The following is a 22,514-nucleotide window of genomic DNA, read 5'->3' as shown; positions in this document are numbered from 1 at the left end:
CCGCCCCTCCTCGGGGACGGCGGGCCGTTCGGGTGCCGGGCGGGGCTCAGGCGTGGAAGACCTTCTCCCAGGCCTGGGGGCTGGTCAGCTCCGGCAGCGCCTGGCGGTAGGCCTTCCGCAGGGCCGGGAAGCGGCGGTAGATCTGCCACTCCAGGGCGACCGAGCGCTTGAGCAGGCGCCAGAACTGCCGCGGGTCGCGGCGGCGGTAGGTGACGCCACGGCCGTCGGCGGTGCCGACCGTCGCCGAGTCCAGCCGCGCCAGCAGGAACCAGCGGGCGTCCTGCGCGGCCACGTTGAGCTGCGGCTTCTCCTTGTCGCCCTTGACCGGCAGCAGGTTGTGCGCCAGGGCACCGGCCAGGGTGCGGCTGATGGTCAGCGGGTTGGTCGGCGGCTTGAGCATCCGCTCGGCCTTCACCGGGCTCATCGTGGCCAGCGGCAGGTCGCTGGTGCTCTTGAGCACCCGGCCGTCGTCGAAGCCGCTCTGCTGCTCGCGCACCTCCGGCAGCGCCGTCGGCAGCAGGTCGTAGAGCCGGTCCGGGCCGGCGAGGAAGTCCTCGTAGGCCCGCTGGTGCAGCGCCGTGGCCGAGTACTGCAGCATGATCAGGTACTTCAGGTCCCACTTGAACAGGTCACGCAGCAGCGAGCCGCCGTGCCGGTAGGGGCTCTGCAGCGCGGCCACGATCAGCCGGTTGCGCCAGTGGAAGTAGGCCTGCCAGTCGGCGGTGTCGTCCTTGTCGCTCCAGGACAGGTGCCAGATCGCCACGCCGGGCAGCGTCACCGTCGGGTAGCCGGCCTGGGCGGCGCGCAGGCCGTACTCGGCGTCGTCCCACTTGATGAACACCGGCAGCGGCAGGCCGATCTCCTCGACCACGTGCCGGGGGATCAGGCACATCCACCAGCCGTTGTAGTCGACGTCGATCCGCCGGTGCAGCGACGTCGACTCGCGCAGGTTCTTCTTGCTGAAGTCGTGCCCGTAGTAGGTGTTCGGGGCGTTGCGCCAGAAGAACTTCTCGCGCTCGACGACCTCGCCCATGCTGTGCAGCACCGACCGGTCCTGCAGGGCCAGCATCTGCCCGCCGACCAGGGTCGGGTGCGTCGTGTACTGGGCGAAGGTGACCGCCCGCGCCACGCTGTCGGGCTCGATGAGGATGTCGTCGTCGAGGAAGACGTGGTGGGTGGCGTCGGTCGCCGTCAGCATCTCGTGCATCGTGCGGGCGAAGCCGCCGCTGCCGCCGAGGTTGCCCTGCTCGAGGATCCGCAGCCGCTCGCCGAGGGCCTCGGCCACGCCCGGGAAGCGCGGGGCGTCGGCGACCTTCTTGTTGCCCTGGTCGGCCACGATGACGTGGCTGACCTTCTCCATGACGACGGGGTCGGCCGACAGCGCCTCCAGCGCGGCGACGCAGTCGACCGGGCGGTTGAACGTGCAGATGCCGACCGACAGGCGGGCCTCGCGCAGCGGCGGGGTCGCGGCGTACCAGCCGGCGTTGCTCACCGAGACGTCGTCGTCGGCGGTGACGTCGAACCAGTACCAGCCGCCGTCGCTGAACGGGGCCAGCTCCAGCTCGAACTCCAGCGGGCCGGTGGTGCCGTCGGTGGCCGCGCCGGTGACGTGCATGACGTCGCCGTTGGCCTTCGACCGGTAGACGTCGATGCGGCAGCGGGCGTCGACCTCGATGCGCAGGACCACGTGCTCCAGCGACGTCCAGCGCCGCCAGTAGCTGGCCGGGAAGGCGTTGAAGTAGGTCGCGAACGACAGCTCGCGGCCGGCCTGCACGGTGGCCGTGCTGCGGTCGGGGCACTTCGCGCGGCCCGACGTCTCGTCCAGGTAGAGGCTGCGCACCTTGAGCGGGTCACCCTGGCGCGGCATGAGGCAGCGCTGCAGCAGCGTCGTCGCCCGGCCGGCGGCCAGCTCGCTGGTGACGGGCTCGCTGACCCGCTCCGGGGAGCTCGGGCTGTTCTCGATCGGGGTGGTGGTCACCGGGGAGTCCTCAGTGTCGGGGCCGCGGTCAGTCGTCGAGGCGGCCGTCGAGCGAGCCGCCCTCGTCGAAGAAGGGGCGGATGCGGTTGTCGAACATGCTCAGGGCCGAGCCGATCGCCATGTGCATGTCCAGGTACTTGTAGGTGCCCAGGCGGCCGCCGAACAGCACCCGCTTCTCCGCCGCCTCCTTCTTGGCCAGCTCGCGGTAGCGCTCCAGCTTGGCGCGGTCCTCGGGCGTGTTGATCGGGTAGTACGGCTCGTCGCCGGTCTGCGCGAAGCGCGAGTACTCGCGGACGACGACCGTCTTGTCGGCCGGGTAGTCCCGCTCGGGGTGGAAGTGCCGGAACTCGTGGATCCGGGTGAACGGCACGTCCTCGTCGGCGTAGTTCATGACCGAGGTGCCCTGGAAGTCGCCGATCGGCAGGACCTCGGTCTCGAAGTCCAGCGTGCGCCAGCCGAGCTCGCCGGCCTCGTAGTCGAAGTACTTGTCGATCGGGCCGGTGAAGACCGTCGGCACGTCGGCGGGCAGCTCGTCCCGGACGTCGAAGTAGTCCGTCGAGAGGCGCACCTCGATGTTCGGGTGGTCGGCCATCCTCTGCAGCCAGGCGGTGTAGCCGTCCTTGGGCAGGCCCTCGTACGTGTCGTTGAAGTACCGGTTGTCGAAGGTGTAGCGGACCGGCAGGCGGGCGATGACCGCGGCGGGCAGCTCGGTGGGGTCGGTCTGCCACTGCTTCTTGGTGTAGCCGCGGATGAACGCCTCGTACAGGGGGCGGCCGATCAGCGAGACCGCCTTCTCCTCGAGGTTCTGCGCGTCGGCGGTGTCGATCTCCCCGGCCTGCTCGGCGACGAGGGCGCGCGCCTCGGCGGGGGAGAAGCTCTTGCCGAAGTACTGGCAGATCGTGGCCAGGTTCATCGGCAGCGAGTAGGTCTGCCCCTGGTAGATCGAGTAGACCTTGTGCTGGTAACCGGTGAACTCGGTGAACTGGTTGACGTATTGCCAGACCCGCTCGTTGGACGTGTGGAACAGGTGCGCGCCGTACCGGTGGATCTCGATTCCGGTCTCGGGCTCGGGTTCGGAGTAGGCGTTGCCCCCGATGTGGTCGCGGCGGTCGAGGACGAGCACGCGCTTGTCCAACTGGCTGGCCACCCGCTCGGCGACGGTCAGACCGAAGAAGCCGGAGCCGACGACGACGAGGTCAGGTCTCGCTGAGGTCACGCCTGGCGACTGTACCGGCGGGGGCCCGGCGGCTCAGGCCGTCGACGGGGTCCGGCACGGCTTTTCGTGACGGGCCCGTCCCCCTCGTCCCACCGGTCACACGCGGCCGTCGCGCCCCGCGGCGCCCCGCGTCGGCCCGGGACCCGCCTCCTACAGTCGGTCCGTGCCCGGCTCCCCCGACGTCCTCCCGCTGCGCGTGGTGGCCGTCACCTACTCGCCCGGTGAGGCCCTCGAGGGCTTCGTCACCTCCCTGGCGGAGGCGACGGACCGTCCGGTCGAGGTGGTGCTCGCCGACAACGGGTCCACCGACGGCGTCCCGGAGCGGGTGGCCGCCGAGCACCCCTGCGTCCGGCTGCTGCACACCGGGGGCAACGTCGGCTACGGCGCGGCGGTCAACGCCGGCCTGGCCGGGGCCCCCGGCCGGTACGCCCTGGTGGCCAACCCCGACGTCCGCTTCGAGCCGGGGTCGGTCGACGAGCTGCTCGCCGTCGCCGCCCGCTGGCCGCGCGCGGCCACCGTCGGCCCGGCGATCCGCACCCCCGAGGGCGAGCTCTACCCGTCGGCGCGCGAGCTGCCGCGGCTGTCCACCGGCGCCGGGCACGCGCTGCTGGGCTGGGCGTGGCCGGGCAACCCGTGGACCGCGCGCTACCGCCGCGAGCGCGAGGCGCCGCGCGAGCGCACCGCCGGGTGGCTGTCGGGCTCCTGCTTCCTCGTCGACCTCGAGGCCTTCCGGGCCGTGGGCGGCTTCGACCCCGGCTACTTCATGTACTTCGAGGACGTCGACCTCGGCGAGCGGCTCGGGCGCGCGGGCTGGCTGCACGTCTACGCGCCGAGCGCCGTCGTCGTCCACGAGGGCGGGCACGCCACCCGCCGCGAGCCGCACCGCATGCAGCGGGTGCACCACACCAGCGCGCTGCGCTACCTGTCCGGCCAGTACCCCGGCCCGCGCCACGCCCCGCTGCGGGCCGCGCTCCGGGTCGGCCTCGGTGGCCGGCTGCTCGTGTCCTACGTCAGCGGCCGGGTGGCCGCCGGGGCCCGCTTCCAGCGCCGCGCCGACGACGTCGGCCGGGGCCGCCGGGGAGGCGCGGCTTGAGGCACGCGGTGGTCATGGCCGGCGGGTCGGGCACGCGGCTGTGGCCGCTGTCGCGCGCCGCCCGGCCCAAGCAGCTGCTCGACGTCCTCCGGGACGGGGACGGCGGCGCGCACAGCCTGCTGGCCGAGGCCTTCGCCCGGCTGGAGACGGTGCTGCCGGCCGAGCGGATCTGGGTGTGCACCGCGGCCCGCTACGGCGACGGGGTGCGGGCGGCCCTGCCGCGGCTGCGGCCGGACCGGCTGGTGCTCGAACCCGTCGCCCGTGACACCGCCAACGCCGTCGGGCTGGCCGCCGCCCTGGTCGCGGAGGCCGACCCCGACGCCGAGCTCGCCGTCGTCAGCGCCGACCACGTGATCCGCCCGGTCGAGCGGTTCGCCGCCGCGCTCACCACCGCCTTCGACGCCCTGGCCGCGCGGCCCCGGGCGCTGGTCACCCTCGGCATCCGGCCGACCGCCCCGGCCACCGGCTTCGGCTACGTCCGCCGCGGCGCGGCCACCGAGGTGCCCGGCGTGGCCGAGGCCGCCGCGTTCAAGGAGAAGCCCGACCGCCACACCGCCGAGGCCTACCTGGCCTCGGGGGAGTACCTGTGGAACTCCGGCATGTTCGTCTGGCGGGCCCGCACCGTGCTCGACGCGCTGGCCGACCACCTGCCGGCGTCGGCGGAGGGGCTGGCGCGCATCGTGGCCGCGCCGGCCGGACCCGGGCGCGACGCCGTCCTCGCCGAGGTGTTCCCGACGCTGCCGAGGACCAGCGTCGACTACGCCGTCCTCGAGCCCGCGGTCACCGAGCCCGGCCGGGTGCTGGTCGCCGACCTCGACGTCGAGTGGCTCGACGTCGGCTCGTGGCCGGCGCTGGCGCAGACGCTGGCCACCGTCGACGGCAACGCCGTGGGCGGGCTCGCGGTGACCCTCGACAGCGCGGGCAACATCGTGTTCAGCGACGACCCGGAGCACCTCGTGGCGCTGGTCGGGGTCCGCGACAGCGTCGTCGTGGCCACCGCCGACGTCACGATGGTCTGCCCGGTGTCCGACGCCGAGCGGGTCAAGCAGCTGCTGTCCGCCGTGGAGGACCGGCATGGCCGGCGCTTCAGCTAGCCCCTGGTCGGGCCCGGCCCCGGGCGTGGTGTGATGCCGGTCATGAAGAACCTCGACGTCGCAGCTGTCGTGTCCGGTGGGGCTTCCGGCCTCGGGGAGGCCACCTCCCGCGTACTCGCCGCGCGCGGTGCCGCGGTGACGATCCTCGACCTCAACGAGGAGCGCGGGAAGACGCTGGCCGACGAGCTCGGCGGGCACACGACCTTCGTCCGCACCGACGTCACCGACGAGGCCCAGGTGGCCGCGGCCATCGAGGACGCCACCGGCAAGGACCGGCCGCTGCGGATCGCGGTCAACTGCGCGGGCATCGGCTGGGCGCAGCGCACGGTCGGCAAGGGCAACACCCCGCACGACCTCGACCCGTTCCTGCGCACCGTGATGGTCAACCTGGTCGGCACGTTCAACGTGCTCCGGCTCGCCGCCGCCGCCATGGCCGCCACCGAGCCGGACGAGGACGGCGAGCGCGGCGTCGTCGTCAACACCGCCTCGATCGCGGCCTACGACGGCCAGATCGGCCAGGTCGCCTACAGCGCCTCCAAGGGCGGCATCGTCGGCATGACGCTGCCGGCCGCGCGCGACCTGTCCAGCGTCGGCGTGCGGGTGTGCACCATCGCCCCCGGCCTGGTCGACACCCCGCTGCTCGGCGGCCTCCCCGAGGAGGCCCGCACCGCGCTGGCCAACGGCATCCCGTTCCCCAAGCGGCTCGGCCGCCCGGACGACTTCGCCCAGCTCGCGCTCGCCATCGTCGAGCACGGCTACCTCAACGGCGAGGTCATCCGGATGGACGGCGCCCTGCGCATGGCCCCCCGCTGATCCCCCGGAGACCCGCGTGACCACCGCCCTGCCGGCCCCGACCCCGCCGGCACCCGCACCCCCGGCCGTCCTCGCCGGCGCCGACTTCACCGACTGCTGGCGGCCGGACTGGCGCTTCGACCTGGTGGCGGTGCTGCGCCCGCACCAGCGCAGCGCCGGGGACCCCGCGATGCAGTGGGACGGGGACGCCGTCTGGCGGACGACGACCACCCCGTGCGGGCCGGCCACGGTGCGGATCACGCACCGCGGCGGCGAGGTGCGGGTGCAGGCCTGGGGCCCGGGCGCGGAGTGGGCCGGCACGGCGGTGCCCGGCTGGCTCGGCGCGTTCGACGACTGCGCGGACTTCGACCCGGACTGCCACCCGCTGGTCCGCGAGATCGCGCGGCGCACGCCCGACCTGCGGCTGGGCCGCACCGGCCGGACGTGGGACGCGCTGGTCCCGGCGGTGCTGGAGCAGAAGGTCACCGTCGTCGAGGCGCACCGGGTGTGGCGGGCGCTGCTGCGGCTGGCCGGCGACCCCGCACCCGGTCCCGCCCCCGAGGGCATGCGGGTGCTGCCCTCGCCGCGGCGGCTCCGGGAGGTCACCGACTGGGAGTGGCACCGCTGCGGCCTCGACGGCGCCCGCCGGCGGGCGCTGCTGCACGTGGCGTCCGTCGCCCACGCCCTCGAGCCGGACGACGACTGCGACTCGCCGACCCTGCAGCGCAGGCTGCGCACGGTGCCGGGCATCGGCGTGTGGACGGCGGCCGAGGTCGTCCAGCGCACGCACGGCTGCCCCGACACCGTCAGCTACGGCGACTACCACCTGAAGAACCTGGTCGGCTGGTCGCTGGCCGGCCGCAAGACCGACGACGACGGGATGATGGAACTGCTCGAGCCCTGGCGCGGGCACCGGCAGCGGGTGGTGCGGCTGCTGCACGTCGGCGGGAGCATGCCGCCCCGCCGCGGCCCGCGGATGGCACCCACCAACTACCGCCGGTTCTGACGGCGGCCGGCCCCGCCGAGGCCGAGTCGGCCCTCAGGGGCGCGGGTCGTCCAGGAGGCGCAGCAGGTAGTCGCCGTAGCCGCTCCTGCCCAGGGGCTCGGCGGCGCGGCGCAGGCCGTCGTCGTCGAGCCAGCCCTGCCGCCAGGCGACCTCCTCGATGCAGCCGATCTTGAGGCCCTGCCGCTCCTCGACCACCGAGACGAACTCCGTCGCCTGGCGCAACGAGGCGAAGGTCCCGGTGTCCAGCCAGGCGGTGCCCCGGTCGAGCACGGTGACCGTCAGCCGGCCCTGCCGCAGGTAGTGCTCGTTGACCGCGGTGATCTCGAGCTCGCCGCGGGCGCTGGGCCGGATGCCGCGCGCCACCTCGACCACCGACGACTCGTAGAAGTACAGCCCCGGCACGGCGTAGGAGCTCTTCGGCTTCACCGGCTTCTCCTCGATGGAGAGCACCGTGCCGCGGCCGTCGAACTCGACGACGCCGTAGTCCTGCGGGTTGGCCACGTGGTAGGCGAACACGTGCCCGCCGTCGGGCGCGGGCAGCCGTCCCAGCGCCGTCCCGAGGCCCGCGCCGTAGAAGATGTTGTCGCCCAGGACCAGCGCCACGGCCTCGTCACCGACGAAACCGGCGCCGATGAGGAAGGCCTGCGCCAGACCCTCCGGCTTCTCCTGCACGGCGTACTCGATCCGCATCCCGAGCCGGCTGCCGTCGCCGAGCAGCGCCCGGAACGCGGCCTGGTCCCCCGGGGTGGTGATCACCAGCACCTCGCGGACGCCGGCCATCATCAGCGTCGAGAGCGGGTAGTACACCATCGGCTTGTCGTAGACCGGCATGAGCTGCTTGCTCACCGCCTGGGTGATGGGGAACAGGCGGCTCCCCGTGCCTCCGGCCAGGATGATCCCCCGCATGACCGGCGACGCTATCGACTGCCCCGCGGTCAGGCCCGGGGGGAGCCCAGCCACAACCTCCCGACGAGTGACGACCCACCCGGCGTCCCGACCGGCTCCCACCGGGTCGCCCAGCCCTCGGCGTGCAGCTGGACGAGCACGGCCCCGATCAGCGCGCCCAGGTTGAGCGCGGCGGTGACCGTGGCGCGCTCGGGCAGGTGGACGTCGACCACGCCGTCGCCCTCGCCGCCGTGCCGCAGCACCACCGGGAACTCCGGCAGCGCGGCGCTGGCCACCCGGAACGCCTCGGCCACCGCCTCGCGGTCGCCGTCGCGGGGCACGAGCTCGGGGGCCGGGAGGCGGCTGGCGACCAGGTCGCGGCTGCCGTAGGGGAACAGGTCGCCGGGACCCAGCCGCACCAGCGGCCGGGTGCCGGCGTCCTCGGCCGGCACCGCGAACCGGAGCCCCCGGACGACGGCGACCGGCACACCCTCGAGCTTGCCCTTGACCAGGTCCGCGGCCGAGGCGACCTCGTCGACGACGGCCGTCTGGGTGGTCTCCAGCCGGTTGCCGTGCGCGTCGACCGCGCCGCGGTGGTCGGTGAGCGCCGCGATGCCCGCCGAGCCGACGGCGACGTCGGTCAGCCCCTCGCGCCAGGTCCGGCCGAAGGTGTCGCTGACGACCACGGCCACCTCGACGCCGAGCAGGTCGCGCAGCCGGACGCGCAGCCCGCGGGCGGAGGCGTCGGCGTCGGCGGGCAGCAGCACGAGTGAGTCGCCGGGCACGTTCGAGGCGTCGACCCCGGCGGCGGCGACCACCCAGCCGTGCCGGGTCTCGACGATCTTCAGCGGCCCGCGCCGGGCGACGACGCGGACGGTCTCCTCGTCGATCGCCCGCTGCCGGACCGCCTCCCGGTCGGCGCCCGGCGGCACCGGCACCACCCGGCCCTCCACCTTGGACACCACCTTGGAGGTCACGACGACGACGTCGCCGTCGGCCAGCCACGGCGCGGCGCCGGCGACCGCCCCCGCCAGGTCGTCGCCGGCGGTGAACTCCGGCAGCCCCCGGACGGGCAGCACCGAGAGAGCGCCGGGGATCGGGCCGCCTGCAGGGGCCCGACGCGAGCTCGCGAGCGGCGGGGGGCGTGAGGGTCCTTCCTCAGACACCCGCGGCGTCCAGCGCGGCCCGGGCCATCGCGGCCGTGGCCTCGGGCGAGCTCATGAGCAGCGGCACCGCGCGCACGTCGACGCCGGGCACCTCGGCGCGGTCCCCGGTGTGCACCAGCCAGGCGTCGAGCAGGCCGCCGTCGGACCGCGCGCCGTAGTGCCGCCCGACGCCCTCGGCGCTGACCTCCACGCCGAGCACCGGCAGACAGCGGTCGGCCATGCCGCGCACCACGTCGCCGCCGACGACGGGGGAGACCCCGACGACCCGGCCCGGGGTGGCGCGCAGCGCGTCGCGCAGGCCGGGCACGCCGAGGATCGTGCCGATCGACACCACCGGGTTCGACGGTGCCAGCACCACGGCGTCGGCGCGGGCCAGCGCCTCGACGACGCCCGGCGCCGGCCGGGCCTGCTCCGCCCCGACCTGGACGAAGGCGTGCGGCTCGAGCCCGGCGCGGTGGCGCACCCACCACTCCTGGAAGTGGATCGCGCTGCGCCGCCCGCTGGTGGGGTCGTCGACGACGACGTGCGTCTCGACCCGCTGGTCGCTCATCGGCAGCACGGTGACCCCGGGCTCCCACCGGTCGGCGAGCGCGGCGGTGACGTCCGAGAGCGGGTAGCCGGCGTCGAGCATCCGGGTGCGGACGAGGTGGGTGGCCAGGTCGCGGTCGCCGAGGCCGAACCAGGTGGGCTCGGCACCGTAGGCGGCCAGCTCCTCCTTGACCGTCCAGGACTCGCCGGCCCGGCCCCAGCCGCGCTCGGGGTCGATGCCGCCGCCGAGGGTGTAGACGACGGTGTCGAGGTCGGGGCAGATCCGCAGCCCGTGCATCGTCACGTCGTCGCCGGTGTTGACCACCGCGGTGATCGACGAGGGCGGTGCCACCTCCCGCAGTCCGGTCAGGAACCGGGCCCCGCCGACGCCTCCGGCGAGCACGACGATCTCCACGAAAGTCATCGTGCCCCATGGGCAGTTGTCCACTGTTCGACGGGCGTGTCGGGAACGTGGACGAGAAGTGACGAACGGCGTGTGACGCGTGTGGCCCGTGTGGTCAACCGCTTACACCGGGCGAAGTTGACGCTCGGGCAACGACACGCGTGTAATTCCCGCGGTGTGCGGCGCGGAGCAACCGCGTCCGGGACGAGAGCGAGAGGGGACGCATCGTCATGGCAGAGGTCTCGTGGCTGAGTGACTACATCGGCGGGTCGGAGCGGGGCTCCCGCAGCAGCGGGCCTGCCGACCAGGGCCTGATGGGGCTGCTCGGCATGGGCCTGTCCGACGACGTCCAGTCCTGGCAGGAGCGCGCGCTGTGCGCCGAGACCGACCCGGAGGCGTTCTTCCCCGAGAAGGGCGGTTCCACTCGCGAGGCGAAGAAGATCTGCACCGGCTGCGAGGTCAAGGCCGAGTGCCTGGAGTACGCGCTCGCCAACGACGAGCGGTTCGGCATCTGGGGCGGGCTCTCCGAGCGGGAGCGCCGCCGCCTGCGCCGCCGCGCCATCTGACGAAGGACCCCGTCCTCCCCACCACTCGCTCCGCTCGCGGCGGGCCCCGGGACGGGGCCGCAGTCGCTCACCAGCCCCCGACGGCAGCCGCCGCCGGGGGCTGCTGCGTCCCGGTTGCGTCCCGGGGCCCCGGACGGCGGTGTGGTCGGATGGCCCGGTGCGAGGCGCGGACAGGGACACCCGGACGGCGCTGGGCCGGGCCCGCGTGGTGCGCGAGGTCCGCGCCGCCGTCCCCCTCGCCCGCGACCTCGCCGCACCGGTCACCGCCGCAGCGCCCTGGCTGACGACCGTGCTGTCGGTGCAGTCGGCGCACCCGCGGCCGCGGCTGCTGCCCGCCGCGGTCGTCGTCGAGCCGCGCTGGTCGGGCCGGCCCGACGCGCTGGCCCTGCTCGCCCTGGCCACCGCCGGCCCGGTGGTCACCGCGACGCTGCTCGGCGACGGCCTCCCGGTGCCCGGCGGCCGCCCGCCCGCGCGGCTGCTGGCCCGCGACGACGACGCGGCCGGGCGCCTGGCCGCGGGCGTGCTGGGCCTGCTCACCGGGCTGCGCCGCCCCTGGCGGCTGCGGCTGGCCGGGCTGCCGCTGGGCGACCCGACCGTCCGGGCGCTGGCCCGGCTGCGCCCCGACGCCCGGGTCGCGACCTCCCGCAGCACGCTGCTCGTCGACGGGCTGGACGACGTCGCGCCGGGCCGGGTCGTGCGCAGCCGCGAGGCGCGCGACGTCGACCGCGCGCTGCCGGACCTGCTCGCCGCCGCGCCCGACGCGCGGGCCCGCGACCTCGTCCGCGCGGCCGCCCGGCTGCACGCCGCCCTCGGCCGGGTCGAGGTCGCCACGGTCGTCGACGGTGGGCGGCTGCGCGCGGGGCTGCTCACGCTGGTCGACGGCGCGGACCGGCTGCCGTGGTGGGGCCGCTCCGAGATCGGCGGGCTGGGTGCCGTGCGGGGCGCGCCGCTGGTCGGCGTCACGGTGGCCGGCCGCGGCCGGGTGCTGCGGCCGGTCCTGGACCGGGTGGCCCGGCTGGTCCCGGCGCTGCCGGTCAGCCGGCGACGCGGATCCGGCTGAGCGCCGGGTCGGCCAGCGCCTCGGCCCGCTCGGTGCCGAGGAACAGCGTCCCGTCCGCCGGGGCCTCGCCGCCGTCGAGCCCGCCGGCCGGGGCCACGGTGACGCTCAGGTCGTAGACCCGGCCGGTGTAGGCCGGCGGCGTCGCGGTCGGCCGGGTGTAGGTGGGGAAGCGGCCGGCGAACCGCAGCGCGTCGCCGTCGCGGGTGACGGTCAGCGCCGGGGTGGGCAGGTCGGCGTACTCGGTGAGGACCGGCGTGCACCCGGCCGCCTCCGGGTCCCCGGGTGCGGTGGTGCCCAGGCAGTTCCAGGTGGGCAGCAGCACGTGCGCCAGCGCCGTCCCGTCGCTCCCGACGCTCACGCTCACCGACGGGTAACCCACGGTGACGCCGACCGCACGCCGCTCGAGCACCAGCCCGCCCAGCGCCAGCCGGGCGGCGACGCCGTCGCCGCCGAGGGGCACCGACCGCGCGGCGAGCAGCCCCGCCCCGCGCTCGCCGGGCAGCGGGTCGGCGGGGACGGGCGGCAGCTCGGGCCGCGCCGTCGTGGGGGAGGCGGGCGGCGTGGACGGCCCGGGGGTGGCCGCCGGCGGTGCGCCGCCGGTCACCGGCGCGCCGGGGGAGCTGCCGAGCGCGACGCCCGCGAGGACGACGACCAGCGCCAGGCCCGCGGCGGCCAGCGCGGCCACCGTGCGGGCGGACGGGTCGGGTCCCTGCGGCACCGCGGGCGCAGGGGCCTCGGCCGGCCGGGTCTCCGGGACCGGGGTGCCCGGCGGCGCCTCGAGGAACCCTGGCAGGTCGTCGACGGCCCAGTGCGGGCCGGGCGGCCGCTCCGGGGGCGGGGGCTCCTCCTCCCGCCGCGGCGGGGCCGGCGCCCCCCGCCTGCTCAGCGCCAGCCCCGTGACGACCGCCGCCAGGGCCACCAGGGCCACGCCGAGCACCACCCACGAGGCGAGCGGCGCGGCGGGGTCCATCCCCCCGAGCATCCCAGGGGCCCGCCCCGGTCGATCCCGTGCGGCACGCCGGAGTGCCTGACACGATCCCGGCGTGGCCGAGAACCCGGGAGTGACGTCGTCGGGGACGGCGTCGGGAGCCCGCGACCGGGTGGTCTCGCTGCTCGCCGAGCTGGGGGTGTCCGACCCGGTCCTCGGTGTCACCGACCTGTCCGCGCGGGTCGGCGTCGTGCAGGGCGTGCTCGCCGACCGGGTGCTCGACCTCGCCGTCACGGAGAGCGGCCGGGGCCGGCTGCAGGCCGAGCTGCGCGGTCGGCGGTGGGCCGAGGAGCGTCAGGTCGGGGTCCCCGAGGTGGTCGCCGCCGCCGACGACGGCCGGTGGCTGCTGTCCCGCCGCGTCCACCCCGGCCCCTCCGGTGGGCCGCGCTGGACCGCCGCCGCGGTCGAGGCGGCGGTGCGGATCGCGCCGCTGCCGGCGCCGGCCGGGCAGCCGTGGGAGCCGCCGGCCGGCCGGTCGCTGCGCCGCGCCCGGGCCACGGTCGAGGACGCGTCCCGGCTGGTGCGCGGCGGCGTGCGGCTGGGCGAGCTGCGGGCGGTGCGCGCGGCCGCCGCGCAGCTGCCGCTGTCCGAGGTCGCGCACGGCGACCTGCGTGCCGCCAACGTCGTCGTCGACTCCGGCGGTCCCGACGAGGACGGACGGCTGGTGGTCCTCGAGTGGTCCGGCGTCCGGCCCGCGGCCCGCCACCGCGACCTGCTGACGCTGTGGGCCACCACGCCCGACGCGCAGGACCGCGCGCAGGTCGGGGAGGTGGTGCTCTCCCGGACCGCCGGCTGGGAGGAGCCCGACGTCGGCCTGCTGTGGCACGCCGTCGCCCTCGAGCAGCTGGTGGCGCGGCTGACCCGCGCCGACCGGGGCGACGGCCTGGACGTCGCCTTCGCCCGCGCCCGCCTCGACGAGGCCCGTGCGATGGCCGCCGAGCTGGGCAGCCCGGTGGCGACGTGAGGGAACGGCCCGCTCGCAGGAGCCCGCGGCGAGCCTGCGAGCCGTGGGGGGCGAGGGGGTCCTCCTCTCAGCCGGTGGGGTCGATCTCCTCCGGGTCGCGGCCGAGCAGCACCGCCACCTGGTCGACGACGACGTCGCGCACGAGGTCGGCGAGGTCGTCGTGGTCGTGCGCGCGGATCTCCAGCGGCCGCCGGTAGACGACGATCCGCGCCGGCACCTCGCGCCCGTCCTCGCGGTGCGCCGGCAGCACCCGGGCGAGCGGCACCGTGCCGTCGTCGAGGACGTCGGGGTCGAGCACCACCTCGTCGGGGCTGGTGTGGTCGACCCAGGGCACGTCCTCGACGGCGAACTCCACGCCGGCCAGCTCCCGCTCCCAGCGGCGCTCGAGGTCCTCGACCGCGTCGAGCACCAGGTCGTCGAACTGCTCGGCGCGGCTGCGGGCGAGGGGGACCTCGTCGGGGACGAGGCGGCCCCGCAGGCCCCGGCCGTGCCGGTCGCGGCGGGACCGGGCGGGCCGGGAGCGGTCGGGACGGACGGGTCGGCTCATGGCGGGGCGAGCGTACGGCGCATCGCGGGACCGGGGCAGCGGGACGCCGCCGTGGCCCCCGGTGACGGGGCGCGCGGGGACGTCGGGTTGGATGGGAACGGAGGGGCGCCGGTCCGGTGTGCCTGTCGCCGACTCCGCGGGTACGCGGCTACTGTGCCCAGCGTGAGGAACCGGTGGTGAGGCAGTCACGTCGCTGCAGTCGCAGCGGCTGCGCGCAACCGGCGGCGGCGACACTGACCTACGTCTACGCCGAGTCGACCGCTGTCGTCGGTCCGTTGGCCACGTTCTCCGAGCCGCACAGCTACGACCTCTGCGAGTTCCACGCCGAGCGGCTGACCGTGCCGCGCGGCTGGGAGGTCGTCCGGCACGAGATCGACGTCGAGGACTCCGGCCCGACCGGGGACGACCTGCTCGCCCTGGCCGACGCCGTCCGCGAGGCGGCCCGCCCCGAGCCGCCGCGCGCCCCGGCCGACGACGGCCGCGGCACCCGTCGCGGCCACCTGCGCGTCCTCCCCGACCTCGACTGAACCGCCGCCCTCCGGCGGCCGGTCCCCGCGCCCGCCGATAGGGTCGGCCGGACCGGGGGACACGCCCGGCCAGTCCAGGCGAGGGTGGGCAGTGACGGACCTGTCGGCGATCATCAAGGCCTACGACGTCCGGGGCGTGGTCCCCGACCAGTGGGACGAGGACGTCGCGCGGCGCATCGGCGCTGCCTTCGCGGAGTTCGTCACCACCGAGAGCGGCGCCACCGCCGTCGTCACCGCCCACGACATGCGCCCGTCCTCGGTGCCGCTGTCCCGGGCCTTCGCCGAGGGCGTCCTCTCCCGCGGCGTCGACGTCCTCGAGGCGGGCCTGGGCTCCACCGACCTGCTCTACTTCGCCGCCGGCTCGCTGGACGTGCCCGGCGCGATGTTCACCGCCAGCCACAACCCGGCGCAGTACAACGGCATCAAGCTCTGCCGCGCCGGGGCCGCGCCGGTGGGGCAGGGGTCCGGGCTGGCCACGATCCGCGAGTGGGCCGAGCGCGACTCCTACGACCGCGTGCCCGACCGCGTCGCCGAGGTGGGGCGTCGGGACCTGCTGCCCGACTACGCCGCCCACCTGCGCGGACTGGTCGACCTGTCGGGGAGCCGCCCGCTGAAGGTGGTCGTCGACGCCGGCAACGGCATGGGCGGGCACACCGTCCCCGTCGTGCTGGCCAGCCTGCCGCTCGACGTCGTCCCGCTGTACTTCGAGCTCGACGGCACCTTCCCGAACCACGAGGCCAACCCGCTGGAGCCGGCCAACCTGGTCGACCTGCAGGAGGCGGTCCGCCGCGAGGGCGCCGACGTCGGCCTGGCCTTCGACGGCGACGCCGACCGGGTGTTCGTCGTCGACGAGCGCGGCGAGCCGGTGAGCCCCTCGGCGATCACCGCGCTGGTCGCCGTCCGGGAGCTGGCCAAGGGCCGGGGGACGACGGTCATCCACAACCTGATCACGTCGCGGGCGGTGCCCGAGATCGTCCGCGAGCACGGTGGTACCCCGGTGCGCACGCGGGTGGGGCACTCGTTCGTCAAGGCCGAGATGGCCCGCACCGACGCCGTCTTCGGCGGCGAGCACTCCGCGCACTACTACTTCCGCGACTTCTGGCGCGCCGACACCGGGATGCTCGCGGCGATGCACGTGCTGGCCGCGCTCGGCGAGCAGAGCCGGCCGCTGTCGGAGCTGACCGCCGCCTACAGCCGCTACGCCGCCTCCGGCGAGATCAACTCCACCGTGGCGGACGCCGCGGAGCGGACGAAGGTGGTCCGGGAGGCGTTCGAGGCCGACGGCGCGACGGTCGACGAGCTCGACGGGCTGACCGTCGACCTGCCCGACGGCTCGTGGTTCAACCTGCGGGCCAGCAACACCGAGCCGCTGCTGCGGCTCAACGTCGAGGCGCCCGACCGGGCGCGGATGGAACAGCTCAGGGACCGGGTGCTGGGGATGGTGCGCGCATGACGCAGGGGACGACACAGGGACCGCTGGGACTGGACCCGCTGCTGCTGGAGGTCCTCGCCTGCCCGGACACCCACCACAGCCCGCTGACCGTCGACGAGGCGGCCGGCGAGCTGGTGTGCCCGACGTGCGACCGGGCCTTCCCCGTCCGGGACGGCATCCCGGTGCTGCTGCTCGACGAGGCACGGATCCGCGGCGGGGGGACGGCGGGCCGATGACCTCGCCCGAGCTGGCCGAGGAGGTCCTCGACGACCTCGACGTGCTGCGCGCCCGCGACCCGCGCGGCCTGCTGCCGGCCGTGGCCGGCGCCGGGGCGCAGGTGCGGGAGACCGCCCGGCTGACCGAGGAGGCCGGGCTGGGCCGGGTCACCGAGGGCGGCCGCCCCCGCGGGCTGGTGATCGTCGCCCGGCGCGAGGGGGCGGTGGCGGCGTCGGTGCTGCGGGCGCTGCTCGGCCCGGCCAGCCCGGTCACCGTCGACGTCGTCCCCGGCCCGGACCTGCCCGTGTGGACCGGCCCGACCGACATCGCCGTCGTCGCCACCCGCACCGGCGCCGGCCGCTACGCGGTGACCCCGGCCTACGAGGCGGCCCGGCGCGGGGTGACCCTGCTGGGCATCGGCGCCGACGACGCCCCGCTGCGGGCGGCCTGCTCGACCGCGCGGATGCCCTACGTGCCGCTGCCGCGCTCACGGGTCCGGCACACCACCCTGTGGTCGCTGCTCACCCCGCTGCTGCGCCTGGCCACCGACCTCGGCCTGCTGCGGCCCGAGGCCGCCGACCCCGAGGCGATCGCCGCCGCCCTCGACGAGGTCGCCGCCGAGTGCGGCCCCGCGCGCGAGTCGTTCACCAACCCGGCCAAGACCCTCGCCCTCGAGCTGCTCGACGCGTTCCCGGTCATCGCCGCCGAGGGGCCCCTGGCCGGCACCGCGGCCGCCCGCTTCGCCGACCAGCTGGCCACCCTCGCCGGCCTGCCGACCAGCGGGTTCCGGCTACCCGACCAGCGCGTCGCCGCCTGCGCGGTGCTCGGCGGGCCGCTGGCGCCGCGCGACGTCGACGACTTCTTCCGCGACCGCGCCGAGGACACCGGCCGCCGGCTGCGGCTGCTCACCATCCGCGACACCGACGCCGCCGACCACGACGGCGCCGGCGAGCGCGAGCCCCGCTCGGCGCACGAGGCGATGAGCGAGGTGCTGCGCACCGCGGCGGCCAACAACGTGCCGGTCAGCGGGCTGGCCGAGCACGGCGAGCCCGAGCGCCACGGCCGGCTGCCCCGCCTGGCGCGGCAGATGGCGGTGGCCGACTTCACCGCCGTCTACCTCGCGCTGGCCCTGGACCAGGAGCGGGCGCTGCAGCGCTGAGACCGGATCGTCCGGTGTCCGGGCGGCCGGTCCGGGGTACCGGATCGCGATCGACCGTGAGCGCACCCGACTGCTGACCGACTGGAAGGACCTCCCGTGGCCGGTGGACTCGTAGCCCTGTTCGACGACGTGGCACTGCTGGCACGCGCCGCGGCCGCCTCCGTGGACGACGTCGGGGCCGCCGCCGCCAAGGCCGGCGTCAAGGCCGCGGGCGTCGTCGTCGACGACACCGCGGTGACACCGCAGTACGTGCAGGGCATCGCCGCCGAGCGCGAGATCCCGATCGTCAAGCGCATCGCGATCGGGTCGCTGCGCAACAAGCTGCTGATCATCCTGCCCGCGATCCTGCTGCTCAGCGAGTTCCTGCCGTGGCTGCTCACGCCGATCCTCATGCTCGGCGGCGCCTATCTCTGCTACGAGGGCACCGAGAAGATCTGGCACCGGCTGCGCGGCCACTCCGCCGCGCACGGCGACGCCGAGGGGCAGCCGCCGGACGAGAACACCCTCGTGCGCGGCGCCGTCCGCACCGACCTCATCCTCTCGGCCGAGATCATGGTCATCTCGCTGAACGAGGTGGCGAGCGAGGGCTTCTGGTCGCGGCTCGCCATCCTCGCCGTCGTCGGCGTGGCGATCACCGTCCTCGTCTACGGCGTCGTCGCGCTCATCGTGAAGATGGACGACGCCGGTCTGCGGCTGTCCCGGTCGGAGAAGAAGGGCGTGGCCGGGTTCGGCCGCGGGCTGGTCAAGGGCATGCCGCGGCTGCTCGCCGGGCTCACCGTCGTCGGGACCGCCGCGATGCTGTGGGTCGGCGGGCACATCCTGCTGGTGGGCAGCGACGAGCTCGGGCTGCACGCCGTCTACGGCGCGGTGCACCACCTGGAGGAGGCGGCGCACGAGGCCACCGGCCCCCTGGGCGGGGTCGTGGGGTGGCTGGTCAACACGTTCGCCAGCGCCCTCGTCGGCCTGGTCGTCGGCGCGGTGGTCGTCGCCGTCGTGACGCTGCTGTTCCACCGGAAGAAGGAGCCGGCCGCCGGGCACTGAGCGCCGGCGCCCGTCCGGGGAGGACGGCGGGGCCGGAGGCCCGGACAGGCGGGTCGGGCCGCACTAGCCTCCCCGGGTGATGTGGCAGATGACCAGCGCGGTGCGGCACTACCCGTGGGGGAGCCGCACCGTCATCCCCGAACTGCTGGGCGAGACCGTCCCGGCCGAGCAGCCCTACGCGGAGCTCTGGATGGGCGGGCACCCCGACCAGCCCAGCCTGCTGTCGGACGGCACGCCGCTGGACGCGGCGATCGCCGCGCACCCCGACGCCCTGCTCGGGCCCGCGGTGCACGAGCGCTTCGGCCCGCGGCTGCCGTTCCTCATGAAGGTGCTGGCCGCCGACAGCCCGCTGTCGCTGCAGGCCCACCCGACCATGGCGCAGGCCCGGGCCGGCTTCGCCGCGGAGGAGGCCGCCGGGATCCCGAAGGACGACCCGACCCGCACCTTCAAGGACCCCTGGCACAAACCCGAGCTGCTGCTCGCGCTGACCACCTTCGAGGCGCTGTGCGGCTTCCGGCCGGTCGAGGAGTCGCTGCACTGCCTGGCCAAGCTGCAGCTGCCCGAGCTCAAGCCGACCATCGCGGCGCTGGCCCGCGGCGGGCTGCAGGCGGCGATCCCGCAGCTGCTGGCGCTGTCCTGCAAGCGGCGCACGCACCTGGTGGACGTCGTCTCGCACAAGGCGGCCGAGTTCGTCGCCGCCCACGACCCGGAGTTCATCAACACCTACCGCTGGGCCACGACCCTGGCCGAGAAGTACCCCGGCGACTCCGGCGTCGTCATCTCGCTGATGTGCAACCACCTCAAGCTCGCCCCCGGTGAGGCGGTCTTCCTGCCGGCCGGCAACCTGCACGCCTACCTGTCCGGGGCCGGCGTCGAGGTCATGGCCAGCTCGGACAACGTGCTGCGCGGCGGCCTGACGAACAAGCACGTCGACCTCGCGGCGCTCATCGAGGTGCTCGACTTCTCCGACGGCAAGGTCCCGGTGCTGCACCCGGTGCTCGGTCCCGGCGGCCTGCGCTACCCGGTGCCGGTCGACGACTTCGACCTCACCCGCTGCCAGCTCGACGAGCTGGCCGGCTCCCTGAGCACCCGCGGCCCCCAGGTCCTGCTGTGCACCGAGGGGGAGGCGGTCCTCGAGTCCGCGGACGGCGAGGTCCGGCTGACCCGGGGCCGGTCGGCGTTCGTGCCGGCCGGCTCCCCGGTCACCGCCCGCGGCCCCGCGGTCCTCTACCGGGCCACCACGAACCTGCGCTGACGGGGCGCGTGTCGCGGCCGCCGGCGGCGCGGCCGCGGACGTAGCGTCGGTCGTGCCCGTCCGACCGGCCCGGCTGCGCCCCGCCCCGCTGCGGGCGGCGCTGGCGCTGGCCCTGGCGGCCGCGCTGGGGTCCGGGTGCACCGCCCTGCTCGGCGACCCGCCCGCCGTCCCGTCCGCCGGCAGCGCCCTCGAGGCGCTGGACTCCGTCGAGGTCCGCGGCCGCGCGCCGCAGACCGGCTACTCCCGCGAGCGGTTCGGCGACGGCTGGGTCGACACCGACCACGACGGCTGCGACACCCGCAACGACGTCCTGGCCCGCGACCTCACCGGCGAGCGCTTCGAGCCGGGCACCCGCGACTGCGTCGTCGTCAGCGGCACCCTCGCCGACCCGTACTCCGGCCGCACCATCGCGTTCCGCCGCGGCGAGGGGACCAGCGAGGCGGTGCAGATCGACCACGTGGTGGCGCTGTCCGACGCCTGGCAGAAGGGCGCCCAGCAGTGGGACGCCGCCCGGCGCACCGAGTTCGCCAACGACCCGCTCAACCTGCTCGCCGTCGACGGCCCGCTCAACCAGGCCAAGGGCGACTCCGACGCCGCCACCTGGCTGCCGCCGGCCCGGTCCTACCGGTGCGCGTACGTCGCCCGGCAGGTCGCGGTGAAGGTCGCCTACGGGCTGTGGATGACCCGCGCCGAGCGGGACGCCGTCGCCGGCGTGCTGGACTCCTGCCCGGACGAGCCGCTGCCCGGGCGCGGGCCGCTCCCGGGCCGGGAGCCGGAGAGCACGCCGCCGGCGCCGGCCACGCCCTATCCCGACTGCGCCGCGGTGCGCGCCGCGGGCGCCGCGCCCATCCGCGAGGGCGACCCGGGCTGGAACCCGTCCCTGGACGGCGACGGCGACGGCGTCGGCTGCGAGGGCTGAGCCCGCCGCGTCCGCTGCGTTAGGCTGGACGACGGCACGAGCCCCGCCGAAGCCTCGGCATGCTCGCTCACCTCAGCGACCCCGAGTCCCCGCCGCACCCGGTGGGGGCCTCGACCCTGGAGCGACATGACCGCCTCTACCGGCACCCGCACGCTGTCCGACGGCGACTTCAAGGTCGCCGACCTCTCCCTGGCGCCGTTCGGCCGCAAGGAGATCCAGCTCGCCGAGCACGAGATGCCCGGCCTCATGGCGCTGCGCGCCGAGTACGGCGACGAGCAGCCGCTGGCCGGCGCCCGCATCGCCGGCTCCCTGCACATGACCGTGCAGACCGCCGTCCTCATCGAGACCCTCGTCGCGCTCGGCGCCGACGTCCGCTGGGTCTCCTGCAACATCTTCTCCACCCAGGACCACGCCGCCGCCGCGATCGTCGTCGGCCCCGAGGGCACCGCCGAGCAGCCCGCCGGCGTCCCGGTCTTCGCCTGGAAGGGCGAGACGCTCGAGGACTACTGGTGGTGCACCCAGCGGCTGTTCGAGTTCCGCGACGAGAGCGGCGCCGTCGTCGGCCCGAACATGCTCCTCGACGACGGCGGCGACGCCACCCTGCTGGTGCACCTCGGCACCCGCTTCGAGGCCGAGGGCGCCGTCCCCGACACCACGGAGGCCGACTCCGAGGAGTACGGCGTCATCCTCGCCGCGCTGCGCGAGAGCCTGGCCACCGACGCCGGCTACTGGACCCGCATCGGCCAGGGCATCAAGGGGGTCACCGAGGAGACCACCACCGGCGTCATGCGGCTGTACGAGCTGGCCCGCGACGGCCGGCTGCTGTTCCCGGCGATCAACGTCAACGACTCGGTCACCAAGAGCAAGTTCGACAACCTCTACGGCTGCCGGCACTCCCTCATCGACGGCATCAACCGCGCCACCGACGTCATGATCGGCGGCAAGGTGGCCGTGGTCTGCGGCTACGGCGACGTCGGCAAGGGCTGCGCGGAGTCGCTGCGCGGCCAGGGCGCCCGGGTCATCGTCACCGAGATCGACCCGATCAACGCCCTGCAGGCGGCGATGCACGGCTACGAGGTGACCACGCTCGACGAGGTCATCGGCAAGGCCGACATCATCATCACCGCCACCGGCAACCGCGACATCATCACCGCCGAGCAGCTCGGGCAGACCAAGCACCAGGCGATCGTCGGCAACATCGGCCACTTCGACAACGAGATCGACATGGCCGGCCTCGCCCGCACCCCGGGCATCGAGCGGACGCAGATCAAGCCGCAGGTCGACGAGTGGCGGTTCGCCGACGGCCACACGATCATCGTGCTCTCCGAGGGCCGGCTGCTGAACCTGGGCAACGCCACCGGGCACCCCAGCTTCGTCATGAGCGCCTCGTTCTCCAACCAGGTGCTCGCCCAGATCGAGCTGTGGGGCAACCGCGCCGCCTACGAGGGCCGGACCCCCGGGGTCACCGTGCTGCCCAAGAAGCTCGACGAGCACGTGGCCCGCCTCCACCTCGACGCGCTCGGCGTGAAGCTCACCGAGCTCACCAAGGTGCAGGCCGACTACATCGGCGTGCCGGTCGAGGGCCCGTTCAAGAGCGAGCACTACCGCTACTGAGGAAGGACCCCCTCGCCCCCCACCGCTCGCTCCGCTCGCGGTGGGCCCCTGCGAGGGGGCCGTTC

General features: G+C 75.4%; 22 protein-coding genes. 15 read left to right on the top strand and 7 right to left on the bottom strand.

The features are described from left to right. Window positions 1-46 precede the first annotated feature (46 nt). Both ACI798_RS10125 and glf read right to left on the bottom strand, forming a co-directional pair. Window positions 47-1,978: a glycosyltransferase gene (locus ACI798_RS10125; RefSeq protein ID WP_457047851.1), complete on the bottom strand. Its 1,932-nt coding sequence runs from the start codon at window positions 1,976-1,978 to the stop codon at window positions 47-49. 28 nt (window positions 1,979-2,006) lie between these two features. Further along, window positions 2,007-3,194, bottom strand: coding sequence for a UDP-galactopyranose mutase (glf, locus tag ACI798_RS10120; protein WP_457047850.1), 1,188 nt, complete (start codon window positions 3,192-3,194; stop codon window positions 2,007-2,009). A gap of 163 nt (window positions 3,195-3,357) precedes the next feature. On the opposite strand from glf, the gene ACI798_RS10115 reads away from it, so the two are divergent. From ACI798_RS10115 to ACI798_RS10100, 4 genes are read left to right on the top strand one after another with little or no spacing between them, the layout of a single operon-like run. Then, window positions 3,358-4,287, top strand: coding sequence for a glycosyltransferase family 2 protein (locus ACI798_RS10115; RefSeq protein ID WP_457047849.1), 930 nt, complete (start codon window positions 3,358-3,360; stop codon window positions 4,285-4,287). Continuing rightward, the gene (locus tag ACI798_RS10110) at window positions 4,284-5,381 is read left to right on the top strand and encodes a mannose-1-phosphate guanylyltransferase (protein WP_457047848.1); all 1,098 of its coding nucleotides are present in this window, start codon (window positions 4,284-4,286) and stop codon (window positions 5,379-5,381) included. Before ACI798_RS10115 ends, ACI798_RS10110 begins: the two co-directional genes overlap by 4 nt. A gap of 42 nt (window positions 5,382-5,423) precedes the next feature. Then, window positions 5,424-6,194 (top strand): SDR family NAD(P)-dependent oxidoreductase, encoded by a 771-nt coding sequence (locus tag ACI798_RS10105; protein ID WP_457047847.1) that lies wholly within the window; start codon window positions 5,424-5,426, stop codon window positions 6,192-6,194. A 16-nt stretch (window positions 6,195-6,210) separates the two neighbouring features. Beyond that, complete coding sequence (locus ACI798_RS10100; protein ID WP_456940933.1) at window positions 6,211-7,179, top strand: DNA-3-methyladenine glycosylase family protein; 969 nt, start codon at window positions 6,211-6,213, stop codon at window positions 7,177-7,179. Window positions 7,180-7,212: 33 nt separating this feature from the next. Here the strand turns inward: ACI798_RS10100 and rfbA are convergent, their stop codons facing one another. The 3 genes from rfbA to cofD all read right to left on the bottom strand — a co-directional run bounded on the left by rfbA (window position 7,213) and on the right by cofD (window position 10,182). Continuing rightward, window positions 7,213-8,085, bottom strand: coding sequence for a glucose-1-phosphate thymidylyltransferase RfbA (gene rfbA / locus ACI798_RS10095; RefSeq protein WP_457047846.1), 873 nt, complete (start codon window positions 8,083-8,085; stop codon window positions 7,213-7,215). Window positions 8,086-8,114: 29 nt separating this feature from the next. Beyond that, window positions 8,115-9,143, bottom strand: coding sequence for a coenzyme F420-0:L-glutamate ligase (locus ACI798_RS10090; RefSeq protein WP_456940935.1), 1,029 nt, complete (start codon window positions 9,141-9,143; stop codon window positions 8,115-8,117). Window positions 9,144-9,222: 79 nt separating this feature from the next. Then, complete coding sequence (cofD, locus tag ACI798_RS10085) at window positions 9,223-10,182, bottom strand: 2-phospho-L-lactate transferase (RefSeq protein ID WP_457047845.1); 960 nt, start codon at window positions 10,180-10,182, stop codon at window positions 9,223-9,225. Window positions 10,183-10,475: 293 nt separating this feature from the next. On the opposite strand from cofD, the gene ACI798_RS10080 reads away from it, so the two are divergent. Together ACI798_RS10080 and ACI798_RS10075 are read left to right on the top strand one after the other, a co-directional pair. Continuing rightward, entirely contained in the window at window positions 10,476-10,727 is a 252-nt protein-coding gene (locus ACI798_RS10080; RefSeq protein WP_456929453.1) for a WhiB family transcriptional regulator, read from the top strand. A 157-nt stretch (window positions 10,728-10,884) separates the two neighbouring features. Then, window positions 10,885-11,787: a hypothetical protein gene (locus ACI798_RS10075; protein ID WP_456940937.1), complete on the top strand. Its 903-nt coding sequence runs from the start codon at window positions 10,885-10,887 to the stop codon at window positions 11,785-11,787. On the opposite strand, the gene ACI798_RS10070 is transcribed toward ACI798_RS10075, so the two are convergent. Beyond that, window positions 11,762-12,757 carry a hypothetical protein gene (locus tag ACI798_RS10070; RefSeq protein WP_457047844.1) on the bottom strand — a complete coding sequence of 332 codons (996 nt, stop codon included), beginning with the start codon at window positions 12,755-12,757 and terminating at the stop codon, window positions 11,762-11,764. The genes ACI798_RS10075 and ACI798_RS10070 overlap by 26 nt on opposite strands. A 73-nt stretch (window positions 12,758-12,830) precedes the next feature. On the opposite strand from ACI798_RS10070, the gene ACI798_RS10065 reads away from it, so the two are divergent. Then, complete coding sequence (locus ACI798_RS10065; protein WP_456940939.1) at window positions 12,831-13,739, top strand: hypothetical protein; 909 nt, start codon at window positions 12,831-12,833, stop codon at window positions 13,737-13,739. A 67-nt stretch (window positions 13,740-13,806) separates the two neighbouring features. Here the strand turns inward: ACI798_RS10065 and ACI798_RS10060 are convergent, their stop codons facing one another. Continuing rightward, entirely contained in the window at window positions 13,807-14,286 is a 480-nt protein-coding gene (locus ACI798_RS10060) for a metallopeptidase family protein (protein ID WP_456940940.1), read from the bottom strand. A gap of 116 nt (window positions 14,287-14,402) precedes the next feature. Between ACI798_RS10060 and ACI798_RS10055 the strand changes: the two genes are divergently transcribed. The 8 genes from ACI798_RS10055 (at window position 14,403) to ahcY (ending at window position 22,449) form a co-directional block, all read left to right on the top strand. Then, on the top strand, window positions 14,403-14,813 hold the full coding sequence (locus ACI798_RS10055; protein ID WP_456903293.1) for a DUF3499 domain-containing protein: 411 nt from the start codon (window positions 14,403-14,405) through the stop codon (window positions 14,811-14,813). Between the two features lie 91 nt (window positions 14,814-14,904). Continuing rightward, window positions 14,905-16,266 carry a phosphomannomutase/phosphoglucomutase gene (locus ACI798_RS10050; protein WP_457047843.1) on the top strand — a complete coding sequence of 454 codons (1,362 nt, stop codon included), beginning with the start codon at window positions 14,905-14,907 and terminating at the stop codon, window positions 16,264-16,266. Beyond that, entirely contained in the window at window positions 16,263-16,481 is a 219-nt protein-coding gene (locus ACI798_RS10045; RefSeq protein WP_456940942.1) for a Trm112 family protein, read from the top strand. The genes ACI798_RS10050 and ACI798_RS10045 overlap by 4 nt, the downstream gene beginning before the upstream one ends. After that, window positions 16,478-17,620, top strand: coding sequence for an SIS domain-containing protein (locus ACI798_RS10040; protein ID WP_456940943.1), 1,143 nt, complete (start codon window positions 16,478-16,480; stop codon window positions 17,618-17,620). Before ACI798_RS10045 ends, ACI798_RS10040 begins: the two co-directional genes overlap by 4 nt. Window positions 17,621-17,716: 96 nt before the next feature. After that, window positions 17,717-18,661, top strand: a complete 945-nt coding sequence (locus ACI798_RS10035) for a DUF808 domain-containing protein (RefSeq protein WP_456940944.1) — start codon at window positions 17,717-17,719, stop codon at window positions 18,659-18,661. Window positions 18,662-18,740: 79 nt separating this feature from the next. Continuing rightward, window positions 18,741-19,916, top strand: coding sequence for a mannose-6-phosphate isomerase, class I (manA, locus tag ACI798_RS10030; protein ID WP_456941007.1), 1,176 nt, complete (start codon window positions 18,741-18,743; stop codon window positions 19,914-19,916). A gap of 52 nt (window positions 19,917-19,968) precedes the next feature. After that, window positions 19,969-20,835 (top strand): GmrSD restriction endonuclease domain-containing protein, encoded by an 867-nt coding sequence (locus tag ACI798_RS10025; protein WP_456940945.1) that lies wholly within the window; start codon window positions 19,969-19,971, stop codon window positions 20,833-20,835. A gap of 126 nt (window positions 20,836-20,961) precedes the next feature. Beyond that, window positions 20,962-22,449 carry an adenosylhomocysteinase gene (ahcY, locus tag ACI798_RS10020; RefSeq protein WP_456940946.1) on the top strand — a complete coding sequence of 496 codons (1,488 nt, stop codon included), beginning with the start codon at window positions 20,962-20,964 and terminating at the stop codon, window positions 22,447-22,449. Window positions 22,450-22,514: the final 65 nt, after the last annotated feature.

This window comes from Geodermatophilus sp. SYSU D01045, assembly GCF_054050295.1.
Note: the sequence above shows the minus strand (reverse complement) of the source record. Positions and strands in the feature narration are given on the sequence as shown.

Coding starts and splice junctions, on each gene's coding strand:
- ahcY (WP_456940946.1), top strand. CDS start 20,962: ATGACCGCCTCTACCGGCACCCGCACGCTGTCCGACGGCGACTTCAAG.
- ACI798_RS10060 (WP_456940940.1), bottom strand. CDS start 14,286: ATGAGCCGACCCGTCCGTCCCGACCGCTCCCGGCCCGCCCGGTCCCGC.
- manA (WP_456941007.1), top strand. CDS start 18,741: ATGTGGCAGATGACCAGCGCGGTGCGGCACTACCCGTGGGGGAGCCGC.
- cofD (WP_457047845.1), bottom strand. CDS start 10,182: ATGACTTTCGTGGAGATCGTCGTGCTCGCCGGAGGCGTCGGCGGGGCC.
- ACI798_RS10045 (WP_456940942.1), top strand. CDS start 16,263: ATGACGCAGGGGACGACACAGGGACCGCTGGGACTGGACCCGCTGCTG.
- ACI798_RS10070 (WP_457047844.1), bottom strand. CDS start 12,757: ATGGACCCCGCCGCGCCGCTCGCCTCGTGGGTGGTGCTCGGCGTGGCC.
- ACI798_RS10040 (WP_456940943.1), top strand. CDS start 16,478: ATGACCTCGCCCGAGCTGGCCGAGGAGGTCCTCGACGACCTCGACGTG.
- rfbA (WP_457047846.1), bottom strand. CDS start 8,085: ATGCGGGGGATCATCCTGGCCGGAGGCACGGGGAGCCGCCTGTTCCCC.
- ACI798_RS10080 (WP_456929453.1), top strand. CDS start 10,476: ATGGGGCTGCTCGGCATGGGCCTGTCCGACGACGTCCAGTCCTGGCAG.
- ACI798_RS10105 (WP_457047847.1), top strand. CDS start 5,424: ATGAAGAACCTCGACGTCGCAGCTGTCGTGTCCGGTGGGGCTTCCGGC.